The following is a 24,311-nucleotide window of genomic DNA, read 5'->3' as shown; positions in this document are numbered from 1 at the left end:
AATGATTAGCCTTTTATACGGGATTTATGTGCTGCTCTCGGCCGTCGTATTGAGCCTCTACTATCGTCAATCTCCTAAGGAATGGCTGTTAAGATTCGTTATTGTCGCCGTGTTTCCCGTTATCGGCTGGCTTCTCCCTTTATTCTGGCCGGGCAGGCTGTATAAAGACGGAGGAGAGAAGCTCGACGATTACATTGCAGCGCAGCAGAAGGAAATGTCGGTGCAGCACATGGGCATCTATTCGAAGCTTGAAGCCGAGAAAGAGCTGAACGTGTTGTCCATCGAAGAGGCGCTCTTGGTGAGTGAGCATAACACGCGGCGCAAAGTGATGATCGATGTCCTGAAGCAGGACGCCATCAATTATTTGGAAATCTTGCAAACAGCGGTCAGCAACGAGGATACCGAGACATCCCACTATGCCGTCAGCGCCATCATGGAAGTTAAGCGCAAACTGACGCTGTCGCTGCAGGAGCTCTCCGTCCAATACGAGAACAACAAAGACAACGAACATCTGCTGAGCGCATATTTGGATGTGTTGAAGGGATATTTGCGGAGCGGGTTTCTGGATGAACGTACGCTGCGAAAATATAAGTTTATTTATGTCGGCGTGCTTGAGCGGTATACGGAGCTCTCTCAAAATGCGGAGCAGGCGTTTGTAGACAAAATAGATATGGAGCTTGAGCTGGAAAGCTACGCGGAAGCGGAGCAAACATGCCGCTTGTTCGAGGAGAGATACCCGCATAGCGAGAACGTATATCTTTGTTACTTAAAAATATATTTTACGATCAAGTCCTCGGAGAAGCTGCATCATACTTTGGAGGAGCTGAAGAAGTCGCCGATCAAACTTTCTAACCATGCATTGACGTTGGTCAGGTTTTGGTCCGAAGGAGCTTAGCATGAATAGGGATGTAAAGTTTACGCGAAATGTTTATATCATACTAATTGCCGTATTGCTGCTGGCGATTATTATCCAGGTTGCACGTTCCCAATATGTCCTAAAGTTCAAGCATAACAGCGATCTTCTCGAGCAGCGGGACGTCCTGCTTACGGCTGCCAAGCAGGAGGATAAAAGCGTCTTATCGGACCAAGCTCCGTATTGCCTCGTCTATTCCTCCGAATCGGAGTACAGCCGGGCGGTGAAGGGGCACACCAAAAAGATGCTCGAGTACATGCAGAAGCAAATCTCGGAATTCGATTTGGCCGAAGAGGGCTATGATCCGAAACCTTGCTCGAATGTGCTCGTCGCACTCGACTCGTGGCCCGAGAAGCTTAACGTTAACGCTCTGGCGGATTACGTGAATAACGGCGGTTACGTTTTTTTTCTGAGCTCTACTGAAATCAACAATCAATACAATCTTTTATACAGGAAGCTGGGAGTGACCTCCTTCGGAAGCACGTTCCTGACCAAAGGCATTAAATTAACCTCCAATGTATTGATTGGCGAAAACAATATGAAGATGGCGGATGATTTTATTATGAATTCATCCAATCCGGTCGAGCTGGACAGCTCGGTGCAACTGCTCGCGGAAACGGTCGAAGGCACGCCGCTCATTTGGAGGCATAGTTACGGCAAAGGCGCGTTCATGGTGTTTAACGGCACGATGCTGCAGGAGAAAATCAACAGGGGCATCATCGCCGGAGCGCTTAGCATGCTGGAGCCGGATATGATTTATCCGATCTTCAATTCGAAGCTGTTCTATATAGACGACTTCCCGGCTCCTATTCCGAAGGGGTTCAGCGATTCGATCTATGAAGAGTATCAGAGAGACATCCCGGCGTTCTTCAAGGATATTTGGTGGCCGGATATGCTGCGTGCCGCCAATAACCTCGGCATCAAATATACGACCGGACTTATTCAAACGTACCATGACGATGTGGAGCCGCCTTTTCAATATCCGGGTGATGAAGACAGGCACGGTTTAATAACGTACGGCCGCGAAGTGATCAAAAGCGGCGGAGAGATCGGCCTGCACGGCTATAACCATCAATCCTTGCAGATGAGCCAGAAAGTCGCCAATAAATTCGGATACAATCCATGGCGCAGTCAAGAAAATATGGTGAATTCGATAAAAGAAGCGATCACCTTCGCCAATCGTTCCTTTCCGAGCTATAAATTGATGTCCTATATTCCTCCGTCAAACGTTCTTAGTCAGGAAGGCCGGGAAGCGTTGAAGGAGGCGTGGCCCGATCTAGCGGTTATTGCCTCGTTGTACGGCGAAGACGGAGAAGGTGCGGCCTATGTTCAAGAGTATGAAATCGCCAAGGACGGGGTGCTCGAAATGCCGCGAGTGACGTCTGGCTATTTTGAAAGAGCGTATGATCATTGGGCGGAAGCGAATACGATTACGTCGCTCGGCGTGTTTTCCCACTTTATTCATCCGGACGATGTGATTGACGAAGAGCGCAGCGGTTTCTTGACTTGGGACGAGCTGTATAAAGATTTTACGAAGAAGCTAGACAGGCTGCAGCGGACGTATCCTTGGCTTAGAGAGATGATTTCAACGGAAGCCGCGCTGGATATGGGAAGGACGCTGACCTCCACCGTCAAATGGCAGAAGGACGACAAGAGCATTACAGGCGAGATTCATAACTTCCAGGGCCATGACCTGTACTATATTTTGAGAACGGAACACAAGATTTCGAGACAGGTCAATTGTACGGTTAAGAAAATCGACACCAACACGTTCCTTGTTACGGCACATGATTCAAAATTCGTAATCGGACTAGGCGGGTAGCGGTATGAGAATATGTTTAATCGCAGAGGGTTCGTATCCTTATGTGACAGGCGGCGTTTCGAGCTGGATCCACTCCATCATTACGCAAATGCCTGAGAAGGAATTTATTATTTACGCCATAGGCGCCCAGACGAAGCAAAAAGGACAATACAAATATAAGCTTCCCCCGAACGTTGTCGAGATTAAGGAAATCTTTCTGGACACCTACTTGTTTGAAGACAGCGATTGGGGGAGCCGATTCCGTCTTTCGGCATCCAGCAAACACGACGTGCGCGCGCTGCTCGGCGGGGAAGAAAAGATCGATTGGGCGAGCACCTTTGACCTGTTGCGCAGCAATCAGTTCCGGAAAGCGTCCGACTTTCTGCTCAGCAAGGATTATTTCGACATTCTCGAGGAGCTGTGCCAGACCAAATACAACCTGGTGCCGTTTACGGAAATGTTCTGGACGGTGCGCTCCATGATCCTTCCGCTATTGTTGACCTTGAGGCACGACATTCCGAAAGCGGATGTTTACCACAGTGTGTCCACGGGGTACGCCGGCGTGATCGGGGCATTGGCGAAGCATGTCCATGGCAGTCCGTTTCTGCTTACGGAGCATGGCATTTACTCGCGGGAGCGGGAAGAGGAAATCATCAAAGCGGATTGGGTCAAAGGCTATTTCAAGGACTTATGGATCGAGTATTTTTATCGGCTGTCAGGCTGCGCCTACGAGGCTGCGGATCAAGTCATTACCTTGTTCAGCCGCAACAAAGAGATTCAGATCGAGCTTGGCTGCGATCCCGGCAAAATAAGCGTAATCCCTAACGGCGTAAACGGCGAAAACTATGAAAACCTGACAAAGGCACCTAATGACGGCAAAATCAGGATAGGTGCGATCGTACGTGTCGTGCCGATCAAGGATATCAAGACGATGCTGCAAAGCTTCGCGCTCATCAAGCGGGAGGTTCCGAACGCGGAGCTGACCATTATGGGGCCTCTGGAAGAAGACGAGGAATATTACGAAGAATGCATGCAGATGATGGAAGCATTGGAGCTGAAGGATGCTGTATTTACCGGCTCGGTGCAGGTCAAGGATTATTTAGGCCAGATGGATATACTCATGCTAACCAGTATAAGCGAAGGGCAGCCGCTCGCTATTTTGGAAGGTATGGCTTGCTCCAAGCCTTTTGTAGCCACCAACGTGGGAAGCTGCAAGGAGCTGCTGCACGGGTTGAACGACGGAATCGGCGATGCCGGCTTTATTGCCCCGGTCATGCACTATGAGCAGATTGCCGACTCGGTCATCCGGCTGTGCAAAGATAAGAAGCTGCGAGAGACGATGGGACGCAACGCTTTGGAAAGAGTCACCAAGTACTATAAGCACAAGGCAGTCATATCGGGTTATGCCGATTTGTATCAATCGCTGGGGAGGAGAGCATAGATGGCAGGTATCGGATTTGAGCTAAGGAAGCTGTTTCAAGGACAAGGCTTAATCAATAATGTCAGGGCATATGCTTACTCCTCCTTAACGACGATAGGCCCAATGATTCTTTGTATGTTCCTGATCATCGCGCTTCAGAGAATGATGACGTCCAACGATGCAAGCTATTTGCAGTGGGAGTTGTATATCGCTACGGTAACGTATTGCTTTATTTTTTCGATTATTGTAACGAGCGGCATATCCATGATCCTGACCCGTTTTTTGGCCGACATGCTTTATCAGAAGAAGTTCGATCAAATATTGCCGTCCTTCAATGGGGCGCTTATCGTCTGCTTGCCGCTAGGCGCTTTCGTGGCATGGCTGTTTTTGCGAGACGTAACGGCAAGTGCAGGCTATAAGCTCGGCGCGTATCTTTTTTTCATGGAGCTTATCATCATATGGATTCAGAGCGTGTATTTATCCGCTTTGAAGGATTATATCCGCATCGTCCGAAGCTTTGCGATAGGCGTGGTGGCGGCGCTGGCATCAGGCTGGCTGCTGTTCGCTATTACCAATTTTCAGCCTACCACGGCGGCGCTTCTGTCCATTGATATCGGATTTTTCGTCATTTGCGCGATGTCCATGCATCATTTCAAGCAAATGTTTCCCGCGGCGAAGGGGCAGTTGTATTTTACGTTCCTCTCGTATTTCAAAAAATATCCGGCACTTTTCTTTACAGGCTGCTTCATGTATTCCGGGGTCTACGTTCATAATTTTGTTTACTGGCTGGGGCCGAACGGGAGAGAAGTCGCCAATCAATACCTGGTTATGCCCATGTACGATTTGCCGGTGTTTTATGCTTTTCTTTCGGTCGTGCCTTCATTGGTCATGTTCGTCGTATCGGTAGAGACGTCGTTCTATGAGAAATTTCGGGTCTATTACCTCAATGTAATCGGGGACGGCACGCTGCAAGACATCAACAAAGCCAAAAAGGCGATGCAAAAGACGCTGATTCGGGAAATCGGCTTTCTTATGGAAGTGCAATTGCTGTTCACGGTCATCTCGATTGCGATCGGCATGAAGATGCTGCCCAAAATCGGATTTACGATGGCGCAGCTGGACCTATTCATCGTTCTCGTTTTAGGTTATTTTCTCTTTATTATGATGTTCGTATTTTTGCATATTCTTATGTATTTTGACGACAGGAAAGGCGTGCTTATCATTAGCGGTTCATTCGTACTTCTAAACGCCGTGTTATCGTATTGGACGATGATGGGTGAAAACGACGGGTTTGGCATGTTCATCGCGGCATTTATCGGATTGGCGGCCGTTATTGCGCGCTTATTGTACGTCCTGCGCAATATCGACTACTATACGTTCTGCTCGCAGCCGCTCATGACCAAACGAAAGCAGGCGGAAGCGCAGACACCGATTGTGAAATCCGCAGCAGTCGTATCTTCGGTGCTTGTCTTGAGCTTGTTTTTATCGGCCTGCACAAGCGGCGGCACTGCTGAAAGCCAGGGCGAACCCGGCGCCGGCGAAGGCGACCAAGCGGTCGTTAGCGAATCCCTTGTTTCGAACGGCTTGCAGGAAGACAAGCGTCTGTACGATAGGGATGAAGACGGTTCTCTGAAGGCTTTATATGTGACGATACTTCCTGAGAAATCGGATCGTCCCGATCCGGTGAACTGGTATGCGCTCAATCGGATTACTGAGCGGTATAGCGAGGAAAATCTCGAGGTTATCGTGCAGGAAGGCAAAACGGACGGCAGCGGCCCGTCTCCTGGAGCTTTCGGTCATGGCGAGACGAGCGCGAACGCCAAAATCAGCTTAAGGGGCAATACCGCGCGTTACGCCGCGCAAAAATCTTATAAAATCAAGCTCTATGACGAAGCGGGGCTTTGGCAAAGCCAGCGTACGCTTAACTTAAACAAGCATATTTCGGATTTATCGAGAATCAGAAACAAGCTGAGCTTCGACCTGATGGAAACGATCCCGAATACGACGAGCTTGAGGACGCAGTTTGTTCAGCTGTATGTCAAAGATTTATCCGAGGGAGCCAAGACCGCGGTATACCAGGACTACGGCTTATATACGCAGATCGAGCAGCCGAATGAAATGTTTTTGAAATCGCACTGGCTTGATCCTCACGGCTACTTGTACAAGGTGACGTTCTTCGAGTTCCAGCGGTATCCGGAGCAGCTTAAGTCCAAAAGCGATCCGACTTACGACAAGAAAGAATTTGAGACCATTCTTGAAATCAAAGGCCGGGACGAGCACGACAAATTGATCGCCATGCTTGACGATTTGAATAATAAGCAGATCCCAATCGATGAAGTTGTCGAGAAGCATTTTGATAGTGAAAACCTTCTGACCTGGACGGCCATGAATATATTGATGGACAATATGGATACGGATGCGAACAATTTCTACTTGTATTCCCCGCTGAACTCTGACAAATGGTATATTCTTCCTTGGGACTATGACGGAGGCTGGGAGCTGCAAAGAGAAAAGAAAAGCATACGCGACCATCAGAGCGGCTTGAGCAATTTCTGGGGAAGTACGCTGCACAACCGGTATTTCCGCACGGAAGAGCATATTAAGCAACTGACGGACAAGATTGATGAGATTATGAAATATATCAATAAAGATACCGTCGCCAAGCAAATCGATAAGTATAAAGAGACGGTCAAGCCTTTCTTGTTCCGCAACCCGGATATTCAGTTTCTGCCGGGCTTGAATACGGACTTCGAAAAAGAGCTTGAGAAGCTGGTGAATACACCGGAGAAGGGCAAGCAGCGGTATCTGGAAGAACTGGAGAAGCCGAGACCGTTCTATCAGTACGAGGAAGAATCCGTTGGCGGCCAAAGCGTATTCACATGGGAGATTTCCTACGATCTTCAGGGCGATAATCTCACCTATGATGTCGCTATTGCCAAAGATCCGCTGTTTACGCAAATCGTCGTTCAGAAGACGGGGCTTCAGCAGAACAGCTTTTCCACCCCTCAGCTCAAAAAAGGTAAATATTACTGGAGGGTTATCGTTCGCGATTCCAAGGGGAACGAGCAAGGCTCGTTCGACTATTATAAGGATAAAGAAGAAAATTATTTTAACGGTATAAAGGAATTTGAGGTGGACTAGCATGCAATTCCAAGGGAAAAAGCTGAGGCATGAACAGAAATATTATTTGCACGTTCATGACTATATGGCTTTGCGGCACAAGGTTTCGAGCATGCTCTCCATGGACCGGCACGCGGTCGGCGCGGAAGGTTACGAGATTCGCAGTTTATATTTCGACGGCCTGCACAGTCATGCGCTGCATGATAAAAACAACGGCGTGTTCGGACGCGAAAAGTATCGCATACGGATCTATAACGGCTCCGATGCCAAAATTACGCTCGAACGCAAAAGCAAATTCGGCGAATACGTGTGCAAGGAATCCGCTCCCCTTACCCGGCTCGAGTACGATGCCATCCTGGAGGGGGGGTATACGTTCCTGAAAGAGAAAGGCATCTTGCTGCTGCGGGAGTTTCATGCCGCATTGGTTCGCGGGTTCAGGCCGATCACCATCGTTAATTATATTCGAGAGGCCTATGTGTACGAGCCCGGCAATGTTCGGATCACATTCGACAAGCAGTTAAGCGGGGGTATTAATACCTGTGATCTGTTTCATCCCGAACTGGTGCTCGAAGAGGCGCTTCCGCCTTCTCAAACCATTCTAGAGGTGAAGTTCGATGCTTTTCTTCCGGATCATATCCGCAAAGTGGTACAGCCCGACAACCATCAGCGGTCATCCATTTCAAAGTACGTCATTTGCCGAGAAGTCGGCATTAAACACTTTAAAGAGTAGAGGGTCAGAGGTGTCATATGGGAGAAACGATTAATTTTCAAGACGTCATCAAGAAAAGCATGCTTCATCTGGAGGCGTTTCGCAGTATTTCTTATGTAGATATGCTGCTTGGGCTAGTGTGCTCGTTCGGGATCGGCCTGTTTATTTTCTGGATCTATCGCAAAACGTTCCGGGGCGTCGTATACAGCTACAACTACAACGTTTCCTTCGTTCTGATGACCGTCATCACCACGCTCATCATCATGACGATCAGCACGAATATCGTCTTGTCGCTCGGTATGGTCGGCGCGCTCAGTATTGTCCGTTTCCGTACGGCAGTCAAGGATCCGTTGGACATCGTCTACATGTTCTGGGCCATCTCCGCGGGTATTGCCAGCGGTGCAAAAATGTACCCGCTCGCTTTGTTCGGTTCCTTGGTTATCGGCCTGATCCTTGCTTGGCTGTCCAGACGCAAGCTGAAGGAGCAGGTTTACCTCTTGATCGTCCGCCACTCCGAGGCTGCGACGGACGAGATCCGCGTCCAGCTCCGCAAGCTCGACAGCAAGCTGAAGTCCAAGACGGTCCGCAAAGACTTCACCGAGCTTACCGTTGAAGTTATGCTCCGCGACGATAACACGTCGTTCGTCCACACAATCTCGAATATCGAAGGCGTTCACGACGTTTCGTTGATTAACTATACTGGGGATTATGCCCAGTAAAAAGATTACAGCCCTCCGCTTGGTAGCGGGAGGGCTGTAAAATTATATAGCGCTATTTAGCTAAGGCATATTATAGACTGCTCACCTGCTGCGTTTTTTGGGCTGCGTAATACGTGCAGGTTTCCAGCAAGCCTTGACGGACGGAAAACTCGGGCTTCCACAAAAGCTCGCGAATCGCCGCTTCATTATTCAAACGGCTGTGCACGATGTCGGCAGGTCGTTCCGGTGCGTAGCGGGGGATCGCGTTGATTCCCAAAATTTCGTTCATGATGCTCAGCAGCTCGTTCACCGAAGTCTGCTCGTTTCGGCTGATGTTGAACAATCCGCGGCTGCCGCGAGTCATAGCGGCTATATTCGCGGCGACGATGTCTTTCACATAAACGAAATCGCGCGTTTGCTCGCCGTCTCCGTAGATAACGGCCGTTTGACCGTTCAGCAGCTTATCTAGGAAAATCGAGATGACGCCGCCTTCCCCCTTAGGATCTTGGCGAATGCCGTAGGCATTGGCGTAGCGGAGAATCGTATAGTCCAGACCGTATAAATTCGCATATGCCTGTATGTAATGTTCGGGCGTATGTTTGGAGATCCCGTAATAAGACAACGGCCTCACGGGATGAGACTCATCGACAGGTAAAGCATCGGGCGGGCCGTATACGGCGGCCGAGGAGGCGTAGATGATTTTCTGAACGCCATATTTTCTGGACAGCTCCAGGATGGCGATCGTCCCAAGAATATTTACATTAGCATCATGGACCGGATCGCGCAAGGAATGCTGCACATCGATTTGAGCGGCGTGGTGGTAGATGATTTGCGGTTTTTTTTCCTGAAAAACCCGTTCCAGCGTCTGATCCGTAATATCAAGCTTATAGAAGTCCGCTTTCCAGTTTATGAACTCCTTCTTGCCGCTGGACATGTTATCCACTATCGCGACTTCATGCCCTAGCTCCACTAATGCGTCCGTTAAATGAGATGCAATAAATCCGGCCCCGCCAGTAACCAATATCCGCATACTCACGTCTCCTAAATGGATAATGACATGTTGCATCAACAATGAAATTATACCTTAAAATTACAATATTACCAAATATGACTTTATTTGACTTTGAGAGGTGTCGTAAATTATCGTAATAACGGCAGTAATCCAAAACCGTGTCGTAATGTAACGACAGTTTGAGGATTCGAGGCGACAAATATTTTGCTCCTTAAGGGAAGCTCCTAGTGCGCGTGTTACGTCGCAAGACAGCAATTAGCCGCAGGCAGATATTTGCTGTCGTTGTTTTTACATGTTAGAATTTGATAAAAGAACCTAATGTTGAGTGCAGAACGGTTATTACGGATAGGGAGAGAAGGCAGATAATGAAAAAGGTTCGAAAAGCCATCATTCCGGCGGCAGGACTAGGTACGCGTTTTTTACCGGCAACCAAAGCGATGCCCAAAGAAATGCTTCCGATTGTAGATAAACCGACTATTCAATATATTGTTGAGGAAGCCGTCGAGTCGGGAATTGAAGACATTATTATCGTCACAGGCAAGGGCAAGAGGGCGATCGAGGATCATTTCGATAGCCATTTCGAGCTTGAACAGAACTTGCTCGAGAAGAATAAGCTGGAACTTCTTAAAGAAGTACAATATTCATCGAAGCTGGTCGATATTCACTACATACGCCAAAAAGAACCTAGAGGATTGGGGCATGCAGTATGGTGCGCGCGGAAATTTATCGGCGACGAGCCTTTTGCCGTTCTGCTCGGCGACGATATCGTACAAGCTGAGAAGCCTTGCTTGCAGCAATTGATGGAACAGTTCGAGCGGGTGCAGCGTTCTGTGATCGGAGTGCAGCCTGTACCGGACGAAGAGACCTACCGTTACGGCATCATTGCTCCATCGGTGAAAACGGACCGCTTGTATCAAGTGGAGAAGTTCGTCGAAAAGCCGCCGCTTGGAACTGCGCCTTCAAATTTGGCGATTATGGGCCGATATATTCTGACTCCTGAAATTTTTGATTATTTGGAAACGCAGACTTCCGGTGCCGGCGGGGAAATCCAACTGACCGATGCTATACAGAGGTTGAATGAAGCTCAGAACGTATTTGCTTATCATTTTGATGGGAAGAGGTATGATGTAGGGGAAAAACTCGGCTATATCATGACCATACTGGATTTTGCACTAAATAATAAAGAATTGCGGGAGCCGCTTCTGGCCAACCTGGAATCACTCGTTAAGTCGGCGCATAGTCAAGTGTAAAGGGTGCGAAAAAGCCGTATTATACCGGCTCCTAAAATGAAAAAGAAGCTTCTAAATCCCTAATTTAAAGTGGATGTGGAGGCTTCTTTTGTATGCCGATTATTTATTTTATTTGGAGCGTAAAAACATGCAATGAATATGATTTTAGGGCATCGCTTTGTACTATGTTGCTGAATTAAATAGTTCGATTTATTTATACATATTTCGCTTGTTGATCAATCTGACAAATTTCTCCGACTGCCATTTTCCTTGACGCTTATAAAGACGGCTCAACAAATGGTAGTAAACATATTTCATTTTGCGCATAAAATAGTTCTCCTTTCACTTCAGGCACAACTACATTTCGCCGATATATGCTGTACATAGGCTAGCTAGTGGAGGCTATAATGTTCGCAGGCAGTTTTGTAAATGATCCATTAGTCCTATAATAGTATACTATGCATTAAAAGGGAAGGGGAGATACCAAAAATAGTGTCAGGCATCACATTAATTTGAAAAAAAAGCAGTATTCCGTCGAAATGCAGAGGGTTTCTTCGTTTCTATTTGCAGTATTCGACTCATAACGCGTGAATCGATTTTCAACTTGTTGAAAATTATCACTGCATTGGTTAAAATTTAATGGATGTTAAGAAAATGTTCAGGAGTTTTGCGATGATAGATATCCATTCCCACATCCTGCCGTGTGTCGACGATGGTTCGCAGTCGTTGGAAGAGTCGCTGGCGATGGCCAGAGCGGCCGTCGATGACGGGATCCGACAAATCATTGCAACGCCGCACCATGCGAACGGCAGATATGACAACCCTGCAGGGGGTGTTGTGAAATCCGTCGCAAGCTTGAATGAAGAGCTTCGGCGCGAGGGGATCGAGCTCGAAGTATTGACGGGGCAAGAAATTCGGGTCTACGGCAATCTCGTAGAAGATTGGCTCGGACAGCTGCTATTACCGCTGCACCGTTCCTCGTATTTATTGATTGAGCTTCCAACCGGTGATGTTCCGAAGCATCTGCCTGATTTGATTCACGAATTGCGAGTGATGCAGCTGATCCCGATTATTGCGCATCCCGAAAGAAACCAGGTTTTGCTGAACAATCCTAAGCGATTGCAAGAGTTGGTCGAGTTAGGGGCGTTGGGACAAGTTACCTCGCATTCGCTAAACGGCGTTTTCGGCAAAAAAATTCAAGAGGTTTCCTTACAGATGTGTAAGAGCAATCTCATTCATTTTGTCGCCTCGGATGCCCATAATTTGACTAGCAGGTCTTTCGGTCTAACTAACGCCTATCATGTAATTGAAGGAAAGATCGGGAAGGACATGGCGGACTATTTCAAACGCAACGCTCAGGCGATTGTCGAAGGTTCGCGAATTGAGGCGAAGCCGCTAGTAAAAGCTACAAAGAAACGGTTCTTCTTTTGGTAAATCCAACAATAATTTTCCATAAAATTGACGAAATCTATCATAACATGTTAATATTTGATAGAAGAGGCTTGGTCGATTTCGACATGAAGCCCATTTTTTACATGTGTTTTTTTATTTAGTGCTTTATACATAAAACTATATGAAACCAGAGGTGTTGGAAGAGTGAAACTCAAAAAGAAAGTACTAACGTCAACATTAGCGGCAGGACTCGTAATCAGTTCGATCTCCGGGTTGCCGCTCAGCAGCAAGGGGGTTTTTGATAAATTAGGAGTTTCCGTTGCTCATGCGGACGGCTTGCCGGCAAGTGCGAATTATTTGAAGGCGCGGATTAAGAAGGTTCATGATGAAATGTCCCCTAGCAATAAAGCGATTGTACAAGCAGCGAGAGACCAGATCAAGGCTAAAATCGGCAGCGCCGATCCCGCTGAGCTTGCACTGATCACGCCGGTTTGGGACAGCATCGTAAGCAAAATGGGAACCAAAGCTTCAGATTATCCGGCAATTACAAAGGAAAATGTTTTGAACCTGTTCCTGCACTTGGCTATGAACTACGATGATCAATTGTCGTTCTGGGAAGACGCACGTAATGATGAATCCATTCGCGCTGTACTCGATGATTTGCTCAAGTTGGGCGGTATCAATAACGGGCTGGCCGGTGTTGATTTAGGGCATGTCGTTAGTTTGGCGATTGGACTTGAAGCGGCAGGAAAAGGTGCTCTGAATGGAGATTATTCCGATTCCGACGCGTCCGGCAAGATTGCAAGAGTGAAAACTGCCATTAAAAATTACTTGAACAACAATGAAGACGATGTTCTTGCCAAGGCGCTCAGAAATGCCGGTGTGACTGCTACTGCGCTTGAAGCAGTTTTGAATAATTTCGAGAACCATGCCGCTTTCGATAAACTTAAATTTGCTGAGATTGCGATTGCTTACACTTATTTGAATGTTCTGAAAGCTGAGAACCCAACGACAGAAGGTCCGGGAACTGGGACTGGAACTGGAACTGGAACTGGGACAGGTAGCACAGGCGGTGGCACAACAATGCCTCCTGTAGATAAGCCTGCAACGGTCGAAGAAGCCGAAAAAGCGATTGCAGACGCGAAAGAAAAGCTGGAAGACGCTACTGAAGCTGAAAAAGCAAAGCTGATTGCTGAAGCTGTTAAAACCGCTCAAGAGGCGATTGACAAGCTTGCTACTGTAGACTTCTCCAAGTCGGTTAAGGTTGAAGGCGATGTAGCGAAGCTGGAGATCGATGCTGCTGCACTGAAGAAACAACTTGAAGATATTGCGGCACAAGTGAAGAAGCTGAACGATCAATTGAAAGAGCTTGATTCGTCGGTACGCCCGTTAGTCGTAGAGCTTAAGCTTGACCTTGGCAAGAATGAAGCTGCAACGACAGAAATTCCGCTCCTGAAAGAATTGCTGGATGCCGCTAAAGATAACGGTGTCGATGCGGTTGTTGTCAAAGTAAACGGCGTTGAGCTGGCGATCTCTCCGGAATTGTTCGCGGCAGACACTACGTTGACGATCGGAAAAGTGGATAAATCGTCCGTAAACGTCGCTACTTACGGAAGCTTCGCTTCCGATGTTTACAGCTTTGAATTTACTTCCGGCGGACAAGCCGTAACGAACTTCAGTACTCCGGTTGAAGTGCGCATCCCTGTAACTGCCAAAAATGTGGATACCGAATTGCTGACAATCGCTAAAATCGTTGACGGCAAGCTGCAATATGTAGGCGGGATGTATAATGCCGGAACTGGTTCGATCAATGGGCTGCGCAGCTCCTTCTCGACATATACCGTAGTGGAAAATAAAGTGAGCTTTAACGATGTCGCTTCCGTCAAAGATTGGGCTGGACGTCAAATCGATGTCGTAGCGGCGAAAGGTATCGTTGAAGGCCGCGCGGATCAAGAGTTCGTTCCGAACGAAAAAGTGACTCGTGCGGAATTCACGAAAATGATCGTTAAAGCCCTCGGAATTGAAGATGTGAATGCCAGCGAGAGCTTTACAGATGTCGACAATCTGGATTGGCACAAAGCAGCTGTAGCTACAGCGGTTAAATACGGAATCGTTAATGGACGTACAGACGATAAGTTTGAGCCAAATGCAACGATTACCCGCGCAGAGATGGCGACCATTGCTTCGCGAGCTCTGACAATTGCCAAAGACTATGCGGCAGTTTCGGATGTGGACGCTGCGTTGAAAGCTTTCATCGACGCTGCAGCGATCAACGAATCTCTGAAATCGGGTGTAGCGCTTGCGGCCAAAGAGGGTATCGTGATTGGCGAAGCGGGAGGACAGTTCAACCCGAACTCCGATTCGACAAGAGCGCAGGCGGCAGTCGTGATTTACCGCTTACTGAATAAGTAACATGCGCAAAAATCCTCCTCTCATTACAGATGGGAGGGGGATTTTACATTTTAATCCTGTATATTCCTGTCGACATTTGTAATAACATGGAGTTATCATTGGCGCTTCATGGCTCTTGGGAGGGTAATAATGGAACTGGATTTAAAAGACTACATCAAGATACTCAGAAAGCGAATCTGGCTAATCGTTTCGATCGTCCTCGTCGCCTGCCTCGCAACAGGCATCGTTAGTTTTATGTTTATGGATCCGAGCTATGAAGCTTCCACCAAAATCATCGTTAATAAGCAAAATGAGAGAGTCGGAGCGGATCAGATCGACCTCAATACGATTAACATGAATATCCGTCTGATCGACACGTACAAAGAAATCATTAAGACGAAACGAATTATGGATAAAGTGGTGCAGGGGCACCCGGAGCTTAATCTTACCCGGGATCAATTGATCCAGAAAGTTAAGGTAAGCTCGGTTAATAATACGCAGGTTATGACCCTCGCAGTTCAAGACGAATCTTACGCGAAAGCGGCGGATATTGTGAATGCCGTATCCAAAGTTTTTAAAGAGGAGATTCCGTCTATTTACATGGGCATAGATAACGTTTCGATTTTGAATGAGGCGAATCGTGACGATAATGCGGCCCCGGTTAAGCCGAACAAAAAGCTAAATGTTGCGATCAGCTTCGTCGTATCGTTGATAGTAGCATTCGGACTTGCCTTCTTGCTGGAATATTTGGACGATACGATCAAGACGGAGGCGGATGTTGCGAAATACCTGGAGCTTCCTACGCTGGCGATGGTTACGAAAATCGGTGAGGAAGATTTGGGGACAGAGCGCATGAATGCGACGAGACAGGTAGAGGTAGGTGAACAGCATGCAACGGCCAAACAATAGCCGTCCGATTATTACGCATACGAACCCCAAGTCTCCGATCTCGGAGACTTTTCGAACGCTTCGAACGAATATCGACTTCTCGTCGGTTGACGAACAAATCCGTGTGATTATGCTGACATCGGCAGGGCCTGGAGAAGGGAAATCGACGACCGCCTCGAACTTGGCTGTGGCTTACGCCCAGTCCGACAAGAAGGTGCTTGTCATCGATGCGGATTTGCGCAAACCGACCATGCATCATACCTTTATGAAGACGAATCGTTGGGGATTATCCAATGTCGTTTCCGGACAGAGCGCTCCCGTTGAAGTAATCGTAGAGACGCATGTGCACAACTTATTTCTCATGCCTTCCGGACCGGTTCCTCCAAATCCGTCAGAAATGTTGGCCTCTAAGCGAATGACAGCGATGCTGGAAGAATTGAAGGAGTCCTTCGATGTCATCATCATCGATACGCCCCCGGCACTGGCTGTTACGGATGCTCAAGTCGTAGCGACGAAAGTGGATGGCGTTCTAATTGTCATCGACTACGGCAAAGTGAAACGCGAAGCGGCGATGAAGGTTAAAGCCAACCTGCAGCACGTAAATGCCCGAATGCTCGGTGTTGTGATCAACAATGTCAATAGGAAGAATGGAGAAGGGTATTACTACTATTATTACGGAAACGATCAATCTGCTAAATAGTTCTGTAGTCTCAAAAAAGCAGCTAGGAATAGAATTCCTAGCTATGCAGCCTTACATAAACGTAGGGCTTTATAGCTAGTTGTTCTATAAAATGAAAATGAAAACAAAATAAATCAGTACAGGCGGGGAACAATGAAATGAGCTATGGGAAAAGAATTTCCATACTAATGGGGATAGATATATTAATCATTTGGCTTAGCGTTTATTCCTCTTACTTATTCAGATTTGACGGAGATATACCGTCGGATTACACGCGACAGCTCGTACTGTACATAGTTGTATCGACGTTGTTGTGCACGATAAGCATGTATTATTTCAAGCTGTACAACCGGGTTTGGCAATATGCCAGCGTAGGTGAAATTGTTTCCATACTTAAAGCGGTAGTTGTCGGATGTATCGCATCCTATTTGGCTACATACATACTTTCGGGGTGGCAGCGCGTTCCTATATCTATTTTCCTAAGAGCATTCGAAACGATTTTGCTGCTTATGGGGGGCTCACGATTCGCATGGAGAGTCGTTCGCGATAATTGGGTCGTGAAGAATAATATGAACAGGAAGGCGCTTATTATCGGCGCCGGGGATTGCGGCAGCATGATTGCCAAGGAGCTGTTTCAAAATTCGGCGTCAAAGACAACCCCTGTAGCTTTCGTAGACGATGATAGGTACAAACATAAAATGCATATTCACGGGATCCCGGTTGTAGGCGATAGGGCGTCAATACCGCATACCGTCAACAGTTTCGAGATCGATGACATTATTATTGCTATTCCATCCGTACCTAAGAAAGAAATATCTAAAATCATCGAGATTTGCAAGAAAACAAAAGCAAAATTAAAGATGATACCTAATATATCGGATTTCGTTCATGGAAAAGTTAGCATCAAAGAAATTCGTGAAGTGGATGTCGAAGATTTGCTAGGCAGAGACCCTATCAAAGTCGACTTGGAAGGCATCGCGAACTATGTCGAGAATAAAACTGTTCTAGTTACCGGAGCCGGCGGTTCGATCGGATCTGAGTTGTGCAGGCAGATTGCGCCGTTCCGGCCTAGAAAGCTTCTGCTTCTCGGCCATGGGGAGAACAGCATTTATACGATTGAGATGGAGCTCCGCGATAGATTTCCCGAGCTGGTTCTCGAGACGGTAATAGCAGACGTTCAGGACAGAGCGAGGTTAAACGATGTATTCCGGAAGTTCTCGCCTCAGGTAGTTTTCCATGCAGCTGCCCATAAGCATGTGCCGCTTATGGAACGCAATCCGAGCGAGGCGATCAAAAACAACGTTTTCGGCACGAAAAATGTTGCCGAATGCTCTGACGAGTACGGGGTAGAACGTTTCGTCCTGATCTCAACGGATAAGGCGGTTAATCCTACAAGCATCATGGGAGCGACTAAACGGATTGCAGAGATGATTATCCAAGCACTAGACACGCGTTCCAGAACCAAGTTTGTAGCCGTTCGATTCGGTAACGTATTGGGAAGTCGAGGCAGCGTCATTCCACACTTCAAGAAGCAGATTGCCCGAGGCGGTCCTGTGACGGTCACCCATCCTGAAATGATCCGTTACTTTATGACGATACCTGAGGCCGTTCAACTGGTTATCCAGGCCGGCGCGTTTGCCGAAGGCGGAGAAATCTTCATTCTGGATATGGGTGAGCCGGTTAAGATTGTTGATCTAGCGAGAGATTTGATTCGTCTCTCCGGATTCGAGCCTGAGGTCGATATAGCGATCGAATTTACGGGGATTCGTCCGGGTGAGAAGTTATATGAAGAGATTTTAACGAGTGAAGAAGGTATGACAAGCACGAAACATGATCGAATTTTTGTAGGGAAGCCTTCGGTGATTAACAATGCAGAGTTAGAGCTGGAAATAAAGCACTTGGAGAAAGTGCTTGGAAGCGAGCAAGGGCCGATTAAACAGATGATTAAGCATATTGTTCCGACTTTTCAGAAGATATCGTAATAAACGGAAAGTGTGTGTAAGTTGCTCATGAGTTACCTAAGTTCATGAGCAGTTTGTATTTTTACAGAACCTATACTTGGAAAAGTGAGGGAATAAAATGCCAATTACTAAAGTGAGAAATATTCCTTTCTCCCCGCCGGATATTACAGATGCAGAAATTGAAGAAGTAGTAAAAGCAATGAAATCCGGCTGGATTACGACTGGACCAAGAACCAAAAAATTTGAAAAGCATATTGCTGAAAATATCGGTGTGAATAAAGCAGTATGCCTGAACTCTGCCACCGCTGCAATGGAGCTCACTTTACGTATCCTAGGAGTAGGCCCAGGTGATGAGGTTATTACCTCAGCTTATACATATACAGCTTCCGCTTCAGTAATTGAACATGTTGGGGCAAAAATTGTTCTAGTGGATACTGCTCCAAATTCTTTTGAAATGGATTATTCAAAGCTTGCAGACGCGATTACAGAGAGGACGAAAGTCATTATCCCTGTTGATTTGGCGGGGAGAATGTGTAATTACGAGGCGATATATGAAGCCGTAGAAAGCAAGAAAGGGCTATTTAAACCAAATAATAAACTTCAAGAGTTATTTAATAGAATCATAGTAATGACGGATGCTGCTCATGCTTTTGGGGCGGAGCGGTATGGCGAAAAATGTGGGCAAGTTGCCGACTTCACTTGCTTTTCTTTCCATGCTGTAAAGAATCTGACAACCGCAGAAGGCGGGGCTGTTGTTTGGCGCAGCGAACCTGGATTAGATGACGAATGGCTGTACAAGCAGTTTATGCTGTTTAGTCTTCATGGTCAGTCGAAGGATGCATTGGCTAAAACACAAATAGGTGCTTGGGAATACGATATTGTCTATCCTGCATATAAGTGCAACATGACCGACATCATGGCAGCTTTAGGATTGGTGCAATTAAATAGATATGAAGGTTTGAAAAAAAGACGTAAAGAGATTATAGAACGCTACGATAAAGCTCTTTTGCCGTTAGGGATTCAAAGCTTACAGCACTATGGATCCGGCTTTGCCTCCTCGGGACATCTTTATTTAGCAAGGATCCCCAGAATTGGAGAAGCGCAGAGAAACGAGATCATTCTCAAGTTAGCGGAGGCTGGTGTTGCGTGTAATGTTCACTATAAACCACTGCCTATGTTTACAGCTTATAAAAATTTAGGATTCGATATTAAGAATTATCCAAATGCATTTGATGTATATAAGAATGAGATTACGCTGCCGCTTCATACTTTGATGAGTGACGAAGATGTGGATTATGTGATCGAGAGTTTGAAGAGAGCGATTAAAGTTTAAAGCGGGTGCGGCATATGTATAAGCATTTTTTTAAAAGAGGAATTGACTTATTACTTGCATTATTAGCTCTGCCATTTTGGATTGTTATTTTAGTTATAGTGGGGTCAATTATTTATTTTCAAGATAAGGGGTCGATTTTTTATAATGCCCCGCGCCTAGGCAAGGATGGAAAGATATTTAAAATGTATAAATTCCGTTCAATGAAAATGAATGCACCGGATCTGCGAAATGAAGACGGCTCGACTTTCAATGCGGAAGATGATCCTAGATTAACCAAAATAGGTAAGTTTATTCGTAAAACAAGTTTAGATGAGACACCGCAACTTCTAAACGTAATTAAAGGTGATATGAGTATTATCGGGCCAAGACCAGATTTGCCTGAACATCGTGAGTTATACAGAGGTAATGAGAGTCGGAAGCTAGAAGTCAGGCCTGGTGTTACTGGCTATAACCAAGCATACTACAGAAATATTGTTCCATGGAAACAACGAATCCAGCACGATATTTACTATATAGATAATTTGTCTTTGTGGTTCGACATCAAAATATTGATTAAGACTGCTCAATCGGTTTTGAAGCGTGAAGATATATATGTCAAAGAAAAAAGTGAGAATAGAAATAAGAGCCAAAGCGTCGAGATGTAGGGGGCAAATTTATGAAAGTAGAGATAAAAGAGAATACAATGTCTTTCTACAACCTAGAGTGGGACACAGCATTTTTTGGCGTTACTTGTGCTAAAGCCATTTTGCATAAGCCACTTACTATGGAGGAATGGATAGAGCTTAAAGCTAAATTTAAAGAATATCAATTTGTTTCGATTGAAAATCGGAATTCGGAACCGAGCAATGCACAATTGATTGGAAAAGAAACATCTGCTTTTTTAGCGGACGTAAATATTCAATTTATAAAGAAGATAGAAGAAGTCTATAATGTACCGCATAAAATTTCAATTCATTGTGAGTTGGAAAAAAATGATCAGATTATGCAAATGGCCGATTTTCAGTTTTCAAAGTTTACAGAAGATCCTGAACTGGAAAAACGCGGGGGCGCGCAGGTTTATCGACAATGGCTTCTAAACTCATTTGATAAGCCGAATAAGTACTATGTGCTATCGAAAGACGAGAGTAATAACATAAATGGTTACCTCTTACACTCATACTCAGATAACGTTTGTGTAATTGAACTCATAGCTGTATCACAGTCTGCCACTAAGAGTGGTATTGGGGCGAAATTATTCAGTGCTTTAGAACACTCGGCATTCCAGCGTGGAGTTAAAGCGATAAAAGTCGGCACTCAGCTACGGAACATGGGGGCAATTAACTTTTATCAAAAGGTTGGGTGTAAACAAGCAGGATGCCATCAGGTTTATCATCTTTGGAATTTAGATAAGCTTTCAGAGAAGTAAGGGGATTGAGAGGAATTGAAAGTATTATACATCGCCACATCGTTTCCGGCACCAGATAAGGGCGCAACCATATATACTGACTTAGCTGAAGAGCTGCATGATTCAGGTCATGAAATAACAGTCGTTGTTTCAGAGCAGGCAAGAAATAGAAAAAATACGGACATGAAAAAAGAACGCGGTTTTGATGTGCTTCGAGTTGTAACTGGGAATTACTACGATGTAGGTTTTATAGAAAAAGGAGTAACAACCCTTAAAATTCCTATTTTAATGAAAAAAGGTATTACTAAGTATTTAAGTGGAAGAAAATTTGATTTTATATTGTTTGAAGCCCCTCCGGTAACAAATTCAGGACTTGTAGCTTGGGCTAAAAAGAAATTTAATTGTTCTGCGTATTTAATGCTCAAGGATATCTTTCCACAAAATGCGGTTGATTTAGAGATTATCAAGCGTAATGGTTTGTTATATAAATATTTCACAGCTAAGGAAAAGAAGCTATATCGTACTTCTGATTTTATTGGATGCATGTCAATTGAAAATAAAAACTACATTATTGAACACAACCAATGGCTGGATTCAAGTAAGTTGGAGATATTTCCTAATACTAAGAAGATAACGAATGAAATTGAACCAAATGGTTTTCCTATGCGAGAACGTTATAACATCCCCCCGGAATCTTGTGTTTTCTTATTTGGAGGTAATATGGGAAGGCCGCAGTATATAGAGCTTCTATGTAGAGCGGTCAAGGAATGTAAAGATGAGCAGGGGATATACTTTCTCTTTGTTGGCAGAGGAACAGATCGACTTAAGATACAGGAAACAATTAGAGAGAATGATATAAAAAATGCTCTGTTAATTGAAAATTTACCGAGGCATGAATATGAACAGGTTACAAAAGAATGTAATGTAGGATTAATTGTTCTTGACCCGCGATTCACAATTCCTAATTATCCGTCGAGAATTTTATCATATATGGAGTATGCGAAGCCTGTATTGGCGGCTACCGATGATGTTACTGATCTTAAAAAACTGATCGATGAGGCTCAGTGCGGTGAATGGGTATGGTCAGGCGATGCTAATTCCTTTGTATCAGCAATAAGAAGAATGGCAGAAAGTGAAGAACTGTTCATTCAGGGAAATAATGGTCGGGAGTATGTGGTCAACAATTTTATGGTTAAACGTTCTGTACATATTTTAGAGAGTCACTTCAAATAATTAGAAGAGGTAATGGAATGTTCGCAAATAAAACTCTATTAATAACAGGTGGTACAGGTTCATTCGGAAATGCTGTTATGAAGAGATTCCTTAATACAGATATAAAAGAAATACGAATATTCTCCAGGGATGAGAAAAAGCAAGATGATATGCGTAAAGTTTACAAAAATGAGAAACTTAAGTTTTATATAGGTGATGTACGGGATTTAGCTAGTGTAAAGAATGCCATGTACGGTGTAGATTATATATTCCATGCAGCTGCGCTAAAACAAGTTCCATCATGTGAGTTCTTTCCTCTAGAAGCTGTAAAAACAAATGTATTGGGAACAGATAACGTACTTACCGGTGCTATTGAATGTGGTGTATCAAAAGTTATTTGTTTATCAACGGATAAGGCAGCTTATCCAATCAATGCAATGGGAATCTCGAAAGCTATGATGGAAAAGGTGTTTGTTGCTAAGGCAAAGACAGTAGATCCAAGTAGGACATTAGTTTGCGGGACAAGGTATGGAAATGTTATGGCTTCCAGAGGTTCTGTAATACCACTCTTCATAGAGCAAATAAAGAATGGCCAGCCGCTAACAGTAACCGATCCAAACATGACAAGATTCTTGATGAGCCTTGAGGAGGCTGTTGAACTTGTGGTGTTTGCATTCAAAAACGCTGAAGCTGGAGATATTATGGTCCAAAAATCTCCTGCTTCAACTATTGGGGATTTAGCAATAGCACTGAAAGAACTTTTTAATGCTGACAATGAAATAAAAATCATCGGTACCCGTCATGGTGAAAAATTATTTGAAACTCTGCTCACAAGAGAAGAACACGTAGTCGCTCAAGATTTAGGTGGTTTTTATCGAGTGCCGGCAGATCAGAGGGATCTGAATTATGATAAATATTTTGTAGAAGGCGATCAAAAGTTATCGACCGAATCAGAATATAATTCTCATAATACAGAAAGATTAAATGTTGAACAAATTAAAGATAAGTTATTGATGCTCGATTATGTTCGCGATGAACTGAAAGGCTGGGGTTAAATATGAAAATCCTGGTAACCGGAGCCAAGGGGTTTATTGCTAAGAATCTCATTACAGAATTGAAAAATCGGGACTACGCACAAATCTTCGAATATAGTAAAGAAACTGACCCAAACTTACTTAATGAATACTGTAAGGAAGCGGACTTTGTGTTTCATCTCGCTGGGGTAAATCGTCCGATTGATCCGACTGAGTTTACGAAGGGAAATGTTGATTTTACTTCGACTTTGATCGCTACCTTAAATGAGTATAAGAATACTTGTCCAGTAGTGATTTCATCTTCAATCCAAGCTTCTATTGAGAATCCGTACGGAAAGAGCAAAAAAGCGGGAGAAGATTTGCTCCTTAGACATGCTGAGGAAACAAAGGCAAAGGTGTTAATTTATCGTCTGCCAAATGTATTTGGCAAGTGGTGCAAGCCAAACTATAACAGTGCAGTAGCAACATTCTGCCATAGCATAGCTCGCAGTTTGCCGATAAAAGTAAATGATCCAAGCATTGTGATGAACCTAGTTTATATTGATGATGTAGTTGAAGAGCTAATTAAAGCATTAAACGGTAATGAAACGTTGGTTGGAGATTTTTGTGAAGTCCCTATAGTACATACGATTCCTCTTGGAGAAATTGCCGATTTGATCTATTCGTTCAAAAAAAGTCGTGAAGATCGAACGATTCCAGATATGTCAAATGGTTTTGCTAAAAAATTGTATAGTACTTATCTGAGCTATTTACCAATAGAACAATTTAGTTATGATCTAAAAATGAATATAGATCATCGTGGTTCTTTCACGGAATTCATAAAGACCCCGGACAGAGGTCAAGTATCCGTTAATATATCTAAACCTGGAATAACTAAGGGGAACCACTGGCACCATACTAAGAACGAAAAATTTCTTGTGGTAAGTGGGAAGGGGATTATACGTTTTAGAAAAATTGATTCAAATGAAGTAATAGAATATTACGTAAGTGGAGATAAGCTTGAAGTAGTAGATATACCTATAGGATACACACACAATATTGAAAATATTGGCGATACTGATATGGTCACGATTATGTGGGCGAATGAGTATTATGATCCTAATAAGCCGGATACTTATTTCTTGGAGGTATAACT

General features: G+C 45.0%; 19 protein-coding genes. 18 read left to right on the top strand and 1 reads right to left on the bottom strand.

Annotated features, from left to right (window positions below):
* Position 1: 1 nt before the first annotated feature.
* Genes DQG23_RS32595 through DQG23_RS32570 form a run of 6 tightly spaced genes read left to right on the top strand, consistent with a single transcriptional unit; the run spans position 2 to position 8,682 of the window.
* A complete protein-coding gene (locus DQG23_RS32595; protein WP_113035221.1) occupies positions 2-895 on the top strand; it encodes a hypothetical protein in 894 nt (297 codons plus the stop codon).
* Position 896: 1 nt separating this feature from the next.
* Positions 897-2,735 carry a DUF2194 domain-containing protein gene (locus DQG23_RS32590; RefSeq protein ID WP_113035220.1) on the top strand — a complete coding sequence of 613 codons (1,839 nt, stop codon included), beginning with the start codon at positions 897-899 and terminating at the stop codon, positions 2,733-2,735.
* A gap of 4 nt (positions 2,736-2,739) precedes the next feature.
* Positions 2,740-4,155: a GT4 family glycosyltransferase PelF gene (pelF, locus tag DQG23_RS32585; protein WP_113035219.1), complete on the top strand. Its 1,416-nt coding sequence runs from the start codon at positions 2,740-2,742 to the stop codon at positions 4,153-4,155.
* Complete coding sequence (gene pelG / locus DQG23_RS32580) at positions 4,156-7,275, top strand: exopolysaccharide Pel transporter PelG (protein ID WP_113035218.1); 3,120 nt, start codon at positions 4,156-4,158, stop codon at positions 7,273-7,275.
* A 1-nt stretch (position 7,276) separates the two neighbouring features.
* Positions 7,277-7,984 (top strand): polyphosphate polymerase domain-containing protein, encoded by a 708-nt coding sequence (locus DQG23_RS32575; protein ID WP_113035217.1) that lies wholly within the window; start codon positions 7,277-7,279, stop codon positions 7,982-7,984.
* 17 nt (positions 7,985-8,001) lie between these two features.
* Entirely contained in the window at positions 8,002-8,682 is a 681-nt protein-coding gene (locus DQG23_RS32570) for a DUF4956 domain-containing protein (protein WP_113035216.1), read from the top strand.
* 70 nt (positions 8,683-8,752) lie between these two features.
* On the opposite strand, the gene DQG23_RS32565 is transcribed toward DQG23_RS32570, so the two are convergent.
* On the bottom strand, positions 8,753-9,691 hold the full coding sequence (locus DQG23_RS32565) for an NAD-dependent epimerase/dehydratase family protein (RefSeq protein WP_113035215.1): 939 nt from the start codon (positions 9,689-9,691) through the stop codon (positions 8,753-8,755).
* A gap of 347 nt (positions 9,692-10,038) precedes the next feature.
* On the opposite strand from DQG23_RS32565, the gene galU reads away from it, so the two are divergent.
* The 12 genes from galU (at position 10,039) to DQG23_RS32505 (ending at position 24,309) form a co-directional block, all read left to right on the top strand.
* Complete coding sequence (gene galU / locus DQG23_RS32560; protein WP_113035214.1) at positions 10,039-10,923, top strand: UTP--glucose-1-phosphate uridylyltransferase GalU; 885 nt, start codon at positions 10,039-10,041, stop codon at positions 10,921-10,923.
* 651 nt (positions 10,924-11,574) lie between these two features.
* Positions 11,575-12,336 (top strand): tyrosine-protein phosphatase, encoded by a 762-nt coding sequence (locus DQG23_RS32555; protein WP_113035213.1) that lies wholly within the window; start codon positions 11,575-11,577, stop codon positions 12,334-12,336.
* 162 nt (positions 12,337-12,498) lie between these two features.
* The gene (locus DQG23_RS32550; RefSeq protein WP_113035212.1) at positions 12,499-14,706 is read left to right on the top strand and encodes an S-layer homology domain-containing protein; all 2,208 of its coding nucleotides are present in this window, start codon (positions 12,499-12,501) and stop codon (positions 14,704-14,706) included.
* Between the two features lie 129 nt (positions 14,707-14,835).
* Positions 14,836-15,594, top strand: a complete 759-nt coding sequence (locus DQG23_RS32545; protein ID WP_113035211.1) for a YveK family protein — start codon at positions 14,836-14,838, stop codon at positions 15,592-15,594.
* Positions 15,575-16,273: a CpsD/CapB family tyrosine-protein kinase gene (locus tag DQG23_RS32540; RefSeq protein ID WP_113035210.1), complete on the top strand. Its 699-nt coding sequence runs from the start codon at positions 15,575-15,577 to the stop codon at positions 16,271-16,273. Before DQG23_RS32545 ends, DQG23_RS32540 begins: the two co-directional genes overlap by 20 nt.
* Before the next feature lie 137 nt (positions 16,274-16,410).
* Positions 16,411-18,234: a polysaccharide biosynthesis protein gene (locus DQG23_RS32535; RefSeq protein ID WP_113035209.1), complete on the top strand. Its 1,824-nt coding sequence runs from the start codon at positions 16,411-16,413 to the stop codon at positions 18,232-18,234.
* Positions 18,235-18,331: 97 nt separating this feature from the next.
* Entirely contained in the window at positions 18,332-19,546 is a 1,215-nt protein-coding gene (locus DQG23_RS32530) for a DegT/DnrJ/EryC1/StrS family aminotransferase (protein ID WP_113035208.1), read from the top strand.
* A 14-nt stretch (positions 19,547-19,560) separates the two neighbouring features.
* Positions 19,561-20,190, top strand: a complete 630-nt coding sequence (locus DQG23_RS32525) for a sugar transferase (RefSeq protein WP_113035207.1) — start codon at positions 19,561-19,563, stop codon at positions 20,188-20,190.
* Positions 20,191-20,201: 11 nt separating this feature from the next.
* Positions 20,202-20,951, top strand: coding sequence for a GNAT family N-acetyltransferase (locus tag DQG23_RS32520; protein ID WP_113035206.1), 750 nt, complete (start codon positions 20,202-20,204; stop codon positions 20,949-20,951).
* Between the two features lie 15 nt (positions 20,952-20,966).
* Positions 20,967-22,163 (top strand): glycosyltransferase family 4 protein, encoded by a 1,197-nt coding sequence (locus DQG23_RS32515; RefSeq protein WP_113035205.1) that lies wholly within the window; start codon positions 20,967-20,969, stop codon positions 22,161-22,163.
* A gap of 17 nt (positions 22,164-22,180) precedes the next feature.
* Complete coding sequence (locus DQG23_RS32510; protein ID WP_113035204.1) at positions 22,181-23,197, top strand: polysaccharide biosynthesis protein; 1,017 nt, start codon at positions 22,181-22,183, stop codon at positions 23,195-23,197.
* Between the two features lie 2 nt (positions 23,198-23,199).
* Positions 23,200-24,309 (top strand): capsular polysaccharide biosynthesis protein CapF, encoded by a 1,110-nt coding sequence (locus tag DQG23_RS32505; protein WP_113035203.1) that lies wholly within the window; start codon positions 23,200-23,202, stop codon positions 24,307-24,309.
* Positions 24,310-24,311 lie beyond the last annotated feature (2 nt).

It is taken from the genome of Paenibacillus contaminans, assembly GCF_003285015.1.
Lineage (GTDB): Bacteria > Bacillota > Bacilli > Paenibacillales > NBRC-103111 > Paenibacillus_V > Paenibacillus_V contaminans.
The sequence above is the reverse complement of the archived record's forward strand: the minus strand, read 5'-3'. Positions and strand labels throughout refer to the sequence as shown.

What these genes read in the sequence shown, in the direction of transcription:
- DQG23_RS32595 (WP_113035221.1), top strand. Translation starts at nt 2, where the DNA reads ATGATTAGCCTTTTATACGGGATTTATGTGCTGCTCTCGGCCGTCGTA.
- DQG23_RS32590 (WP_113035220.1), top strand. Translation starts at nt 897, where the DNA reads ATGAATAGGGATGTAAAGTTTACGCGAAATGTTTATATCATACTAATT.
- pelF (WP_113035219.1), top strand. Translation starts at nt 2,740, where the DNA reads ATGAGAATATGTTTAATCGCAGAGGGTTCGTATCCTTATGTGACAGGC.
- pelG (WP_113035218.1), top strand. Translation starts at nt 4,156, where the DNA reads ATGGCAGGTATCGGATTTGAGCTAAGGAAGCTGTTTCAAGGACAAGGC.
- DQG23_RS32575 (WP_113035217.1), top strand. Translation starts at nt 7,277, where the DNA reads ATGCAATTCCAAGGGAAAAAGCTGAGGCATGAACAGAAATATTATTTG.
- DQG23_RS32570 (WP_113035216.1), top strand. Translation starts at nt 8,002, where the DNA reads ATGGGAGAAACGATTAATTTTCAAGACGTCATCAAGAAAAGCATGCTT.
- DQG23_RS32565 (WP_113035215.1), bottom strand. Translation starts at nt 9,691, where the DNA reads ATGCGGATATTGGTTACTGGCGGGGCCGGATTTATTGCATCTCATTTA.
- galU (WP_113035214.1), top strand. Translation starts at nt 10,039, where the DNA reads ATGAAAAAGGTTCGAAAAGCCATCATTCCGGCGGCAGGACTAGGTACG.
- DQG23_RS32555 (WP_113035213.1), top strand. Translation starts at nt 11,575, where the DNA reads ATGATAGATATCCATTCCCACATCCTGCCGTGTGTCGACGATGGTTCG.
- DQG23_RS32545 (WP_113035211.1), top strand. Translation starts at nt 14,836, where the DNA reads ATGGAACTGGATTTAAAAGACTACATCAAGATACTCAGAAAGCGAATC.
- DQG23_RS32540 (WP_113035210.1), top strand. Translation starts at nt 15,575, where the DNA reads ATGCAACGGCCAAACAATAGCCGTCCGATTATTACGCATACGAACCCC.
- DQG23_RS32535 (WP_113035209.1), top strand. Translation starts at nt 16,411, where the DNA reads ATGAGCTATGGGAAAAGAATTTCCATACTAATGGGGATAGATATATTA.
- DQG23_RS32530 (WP_113035208.1), top strand. Translation starts at nt 18,332, where the DNA reads ATGCCAATTACTAAAGTGAGAAATATTCCTTTCTCCCCGCCGGATATT.
- DQG23_RS32525 (WP_113035207.1), top strand. Translation starts at nt 19,561, where the DNA reads ATGTATAAGCATTTTTTTAAAAGAGGAATTGACTTATTACTTGCATTA.
- DQG23_RS32520 (WP_113035206.1), top strand. Translation starts at nt 20,202, where the DNA reads ATGAAAGTAGAGATAAAAGAGAATACAATGTCTTTCTACAACCTAGAG.
- DQG23_RS32510 (WP_113035204.1), top strand. Translation starts at nt 22,181, where the DNA reads ATGTTCGCAAATAAAACTCTATTAATAACAGGTGGTACAGGTTCATTC.
- DQG23_RS32505 (WP_113035203.1), top strand. Translation starts at nt 23,200, where the DNA reads ATGAAAATCCTGGTAACCGGAGCCAAGGGGTTTATTGCTAAGAATCTC.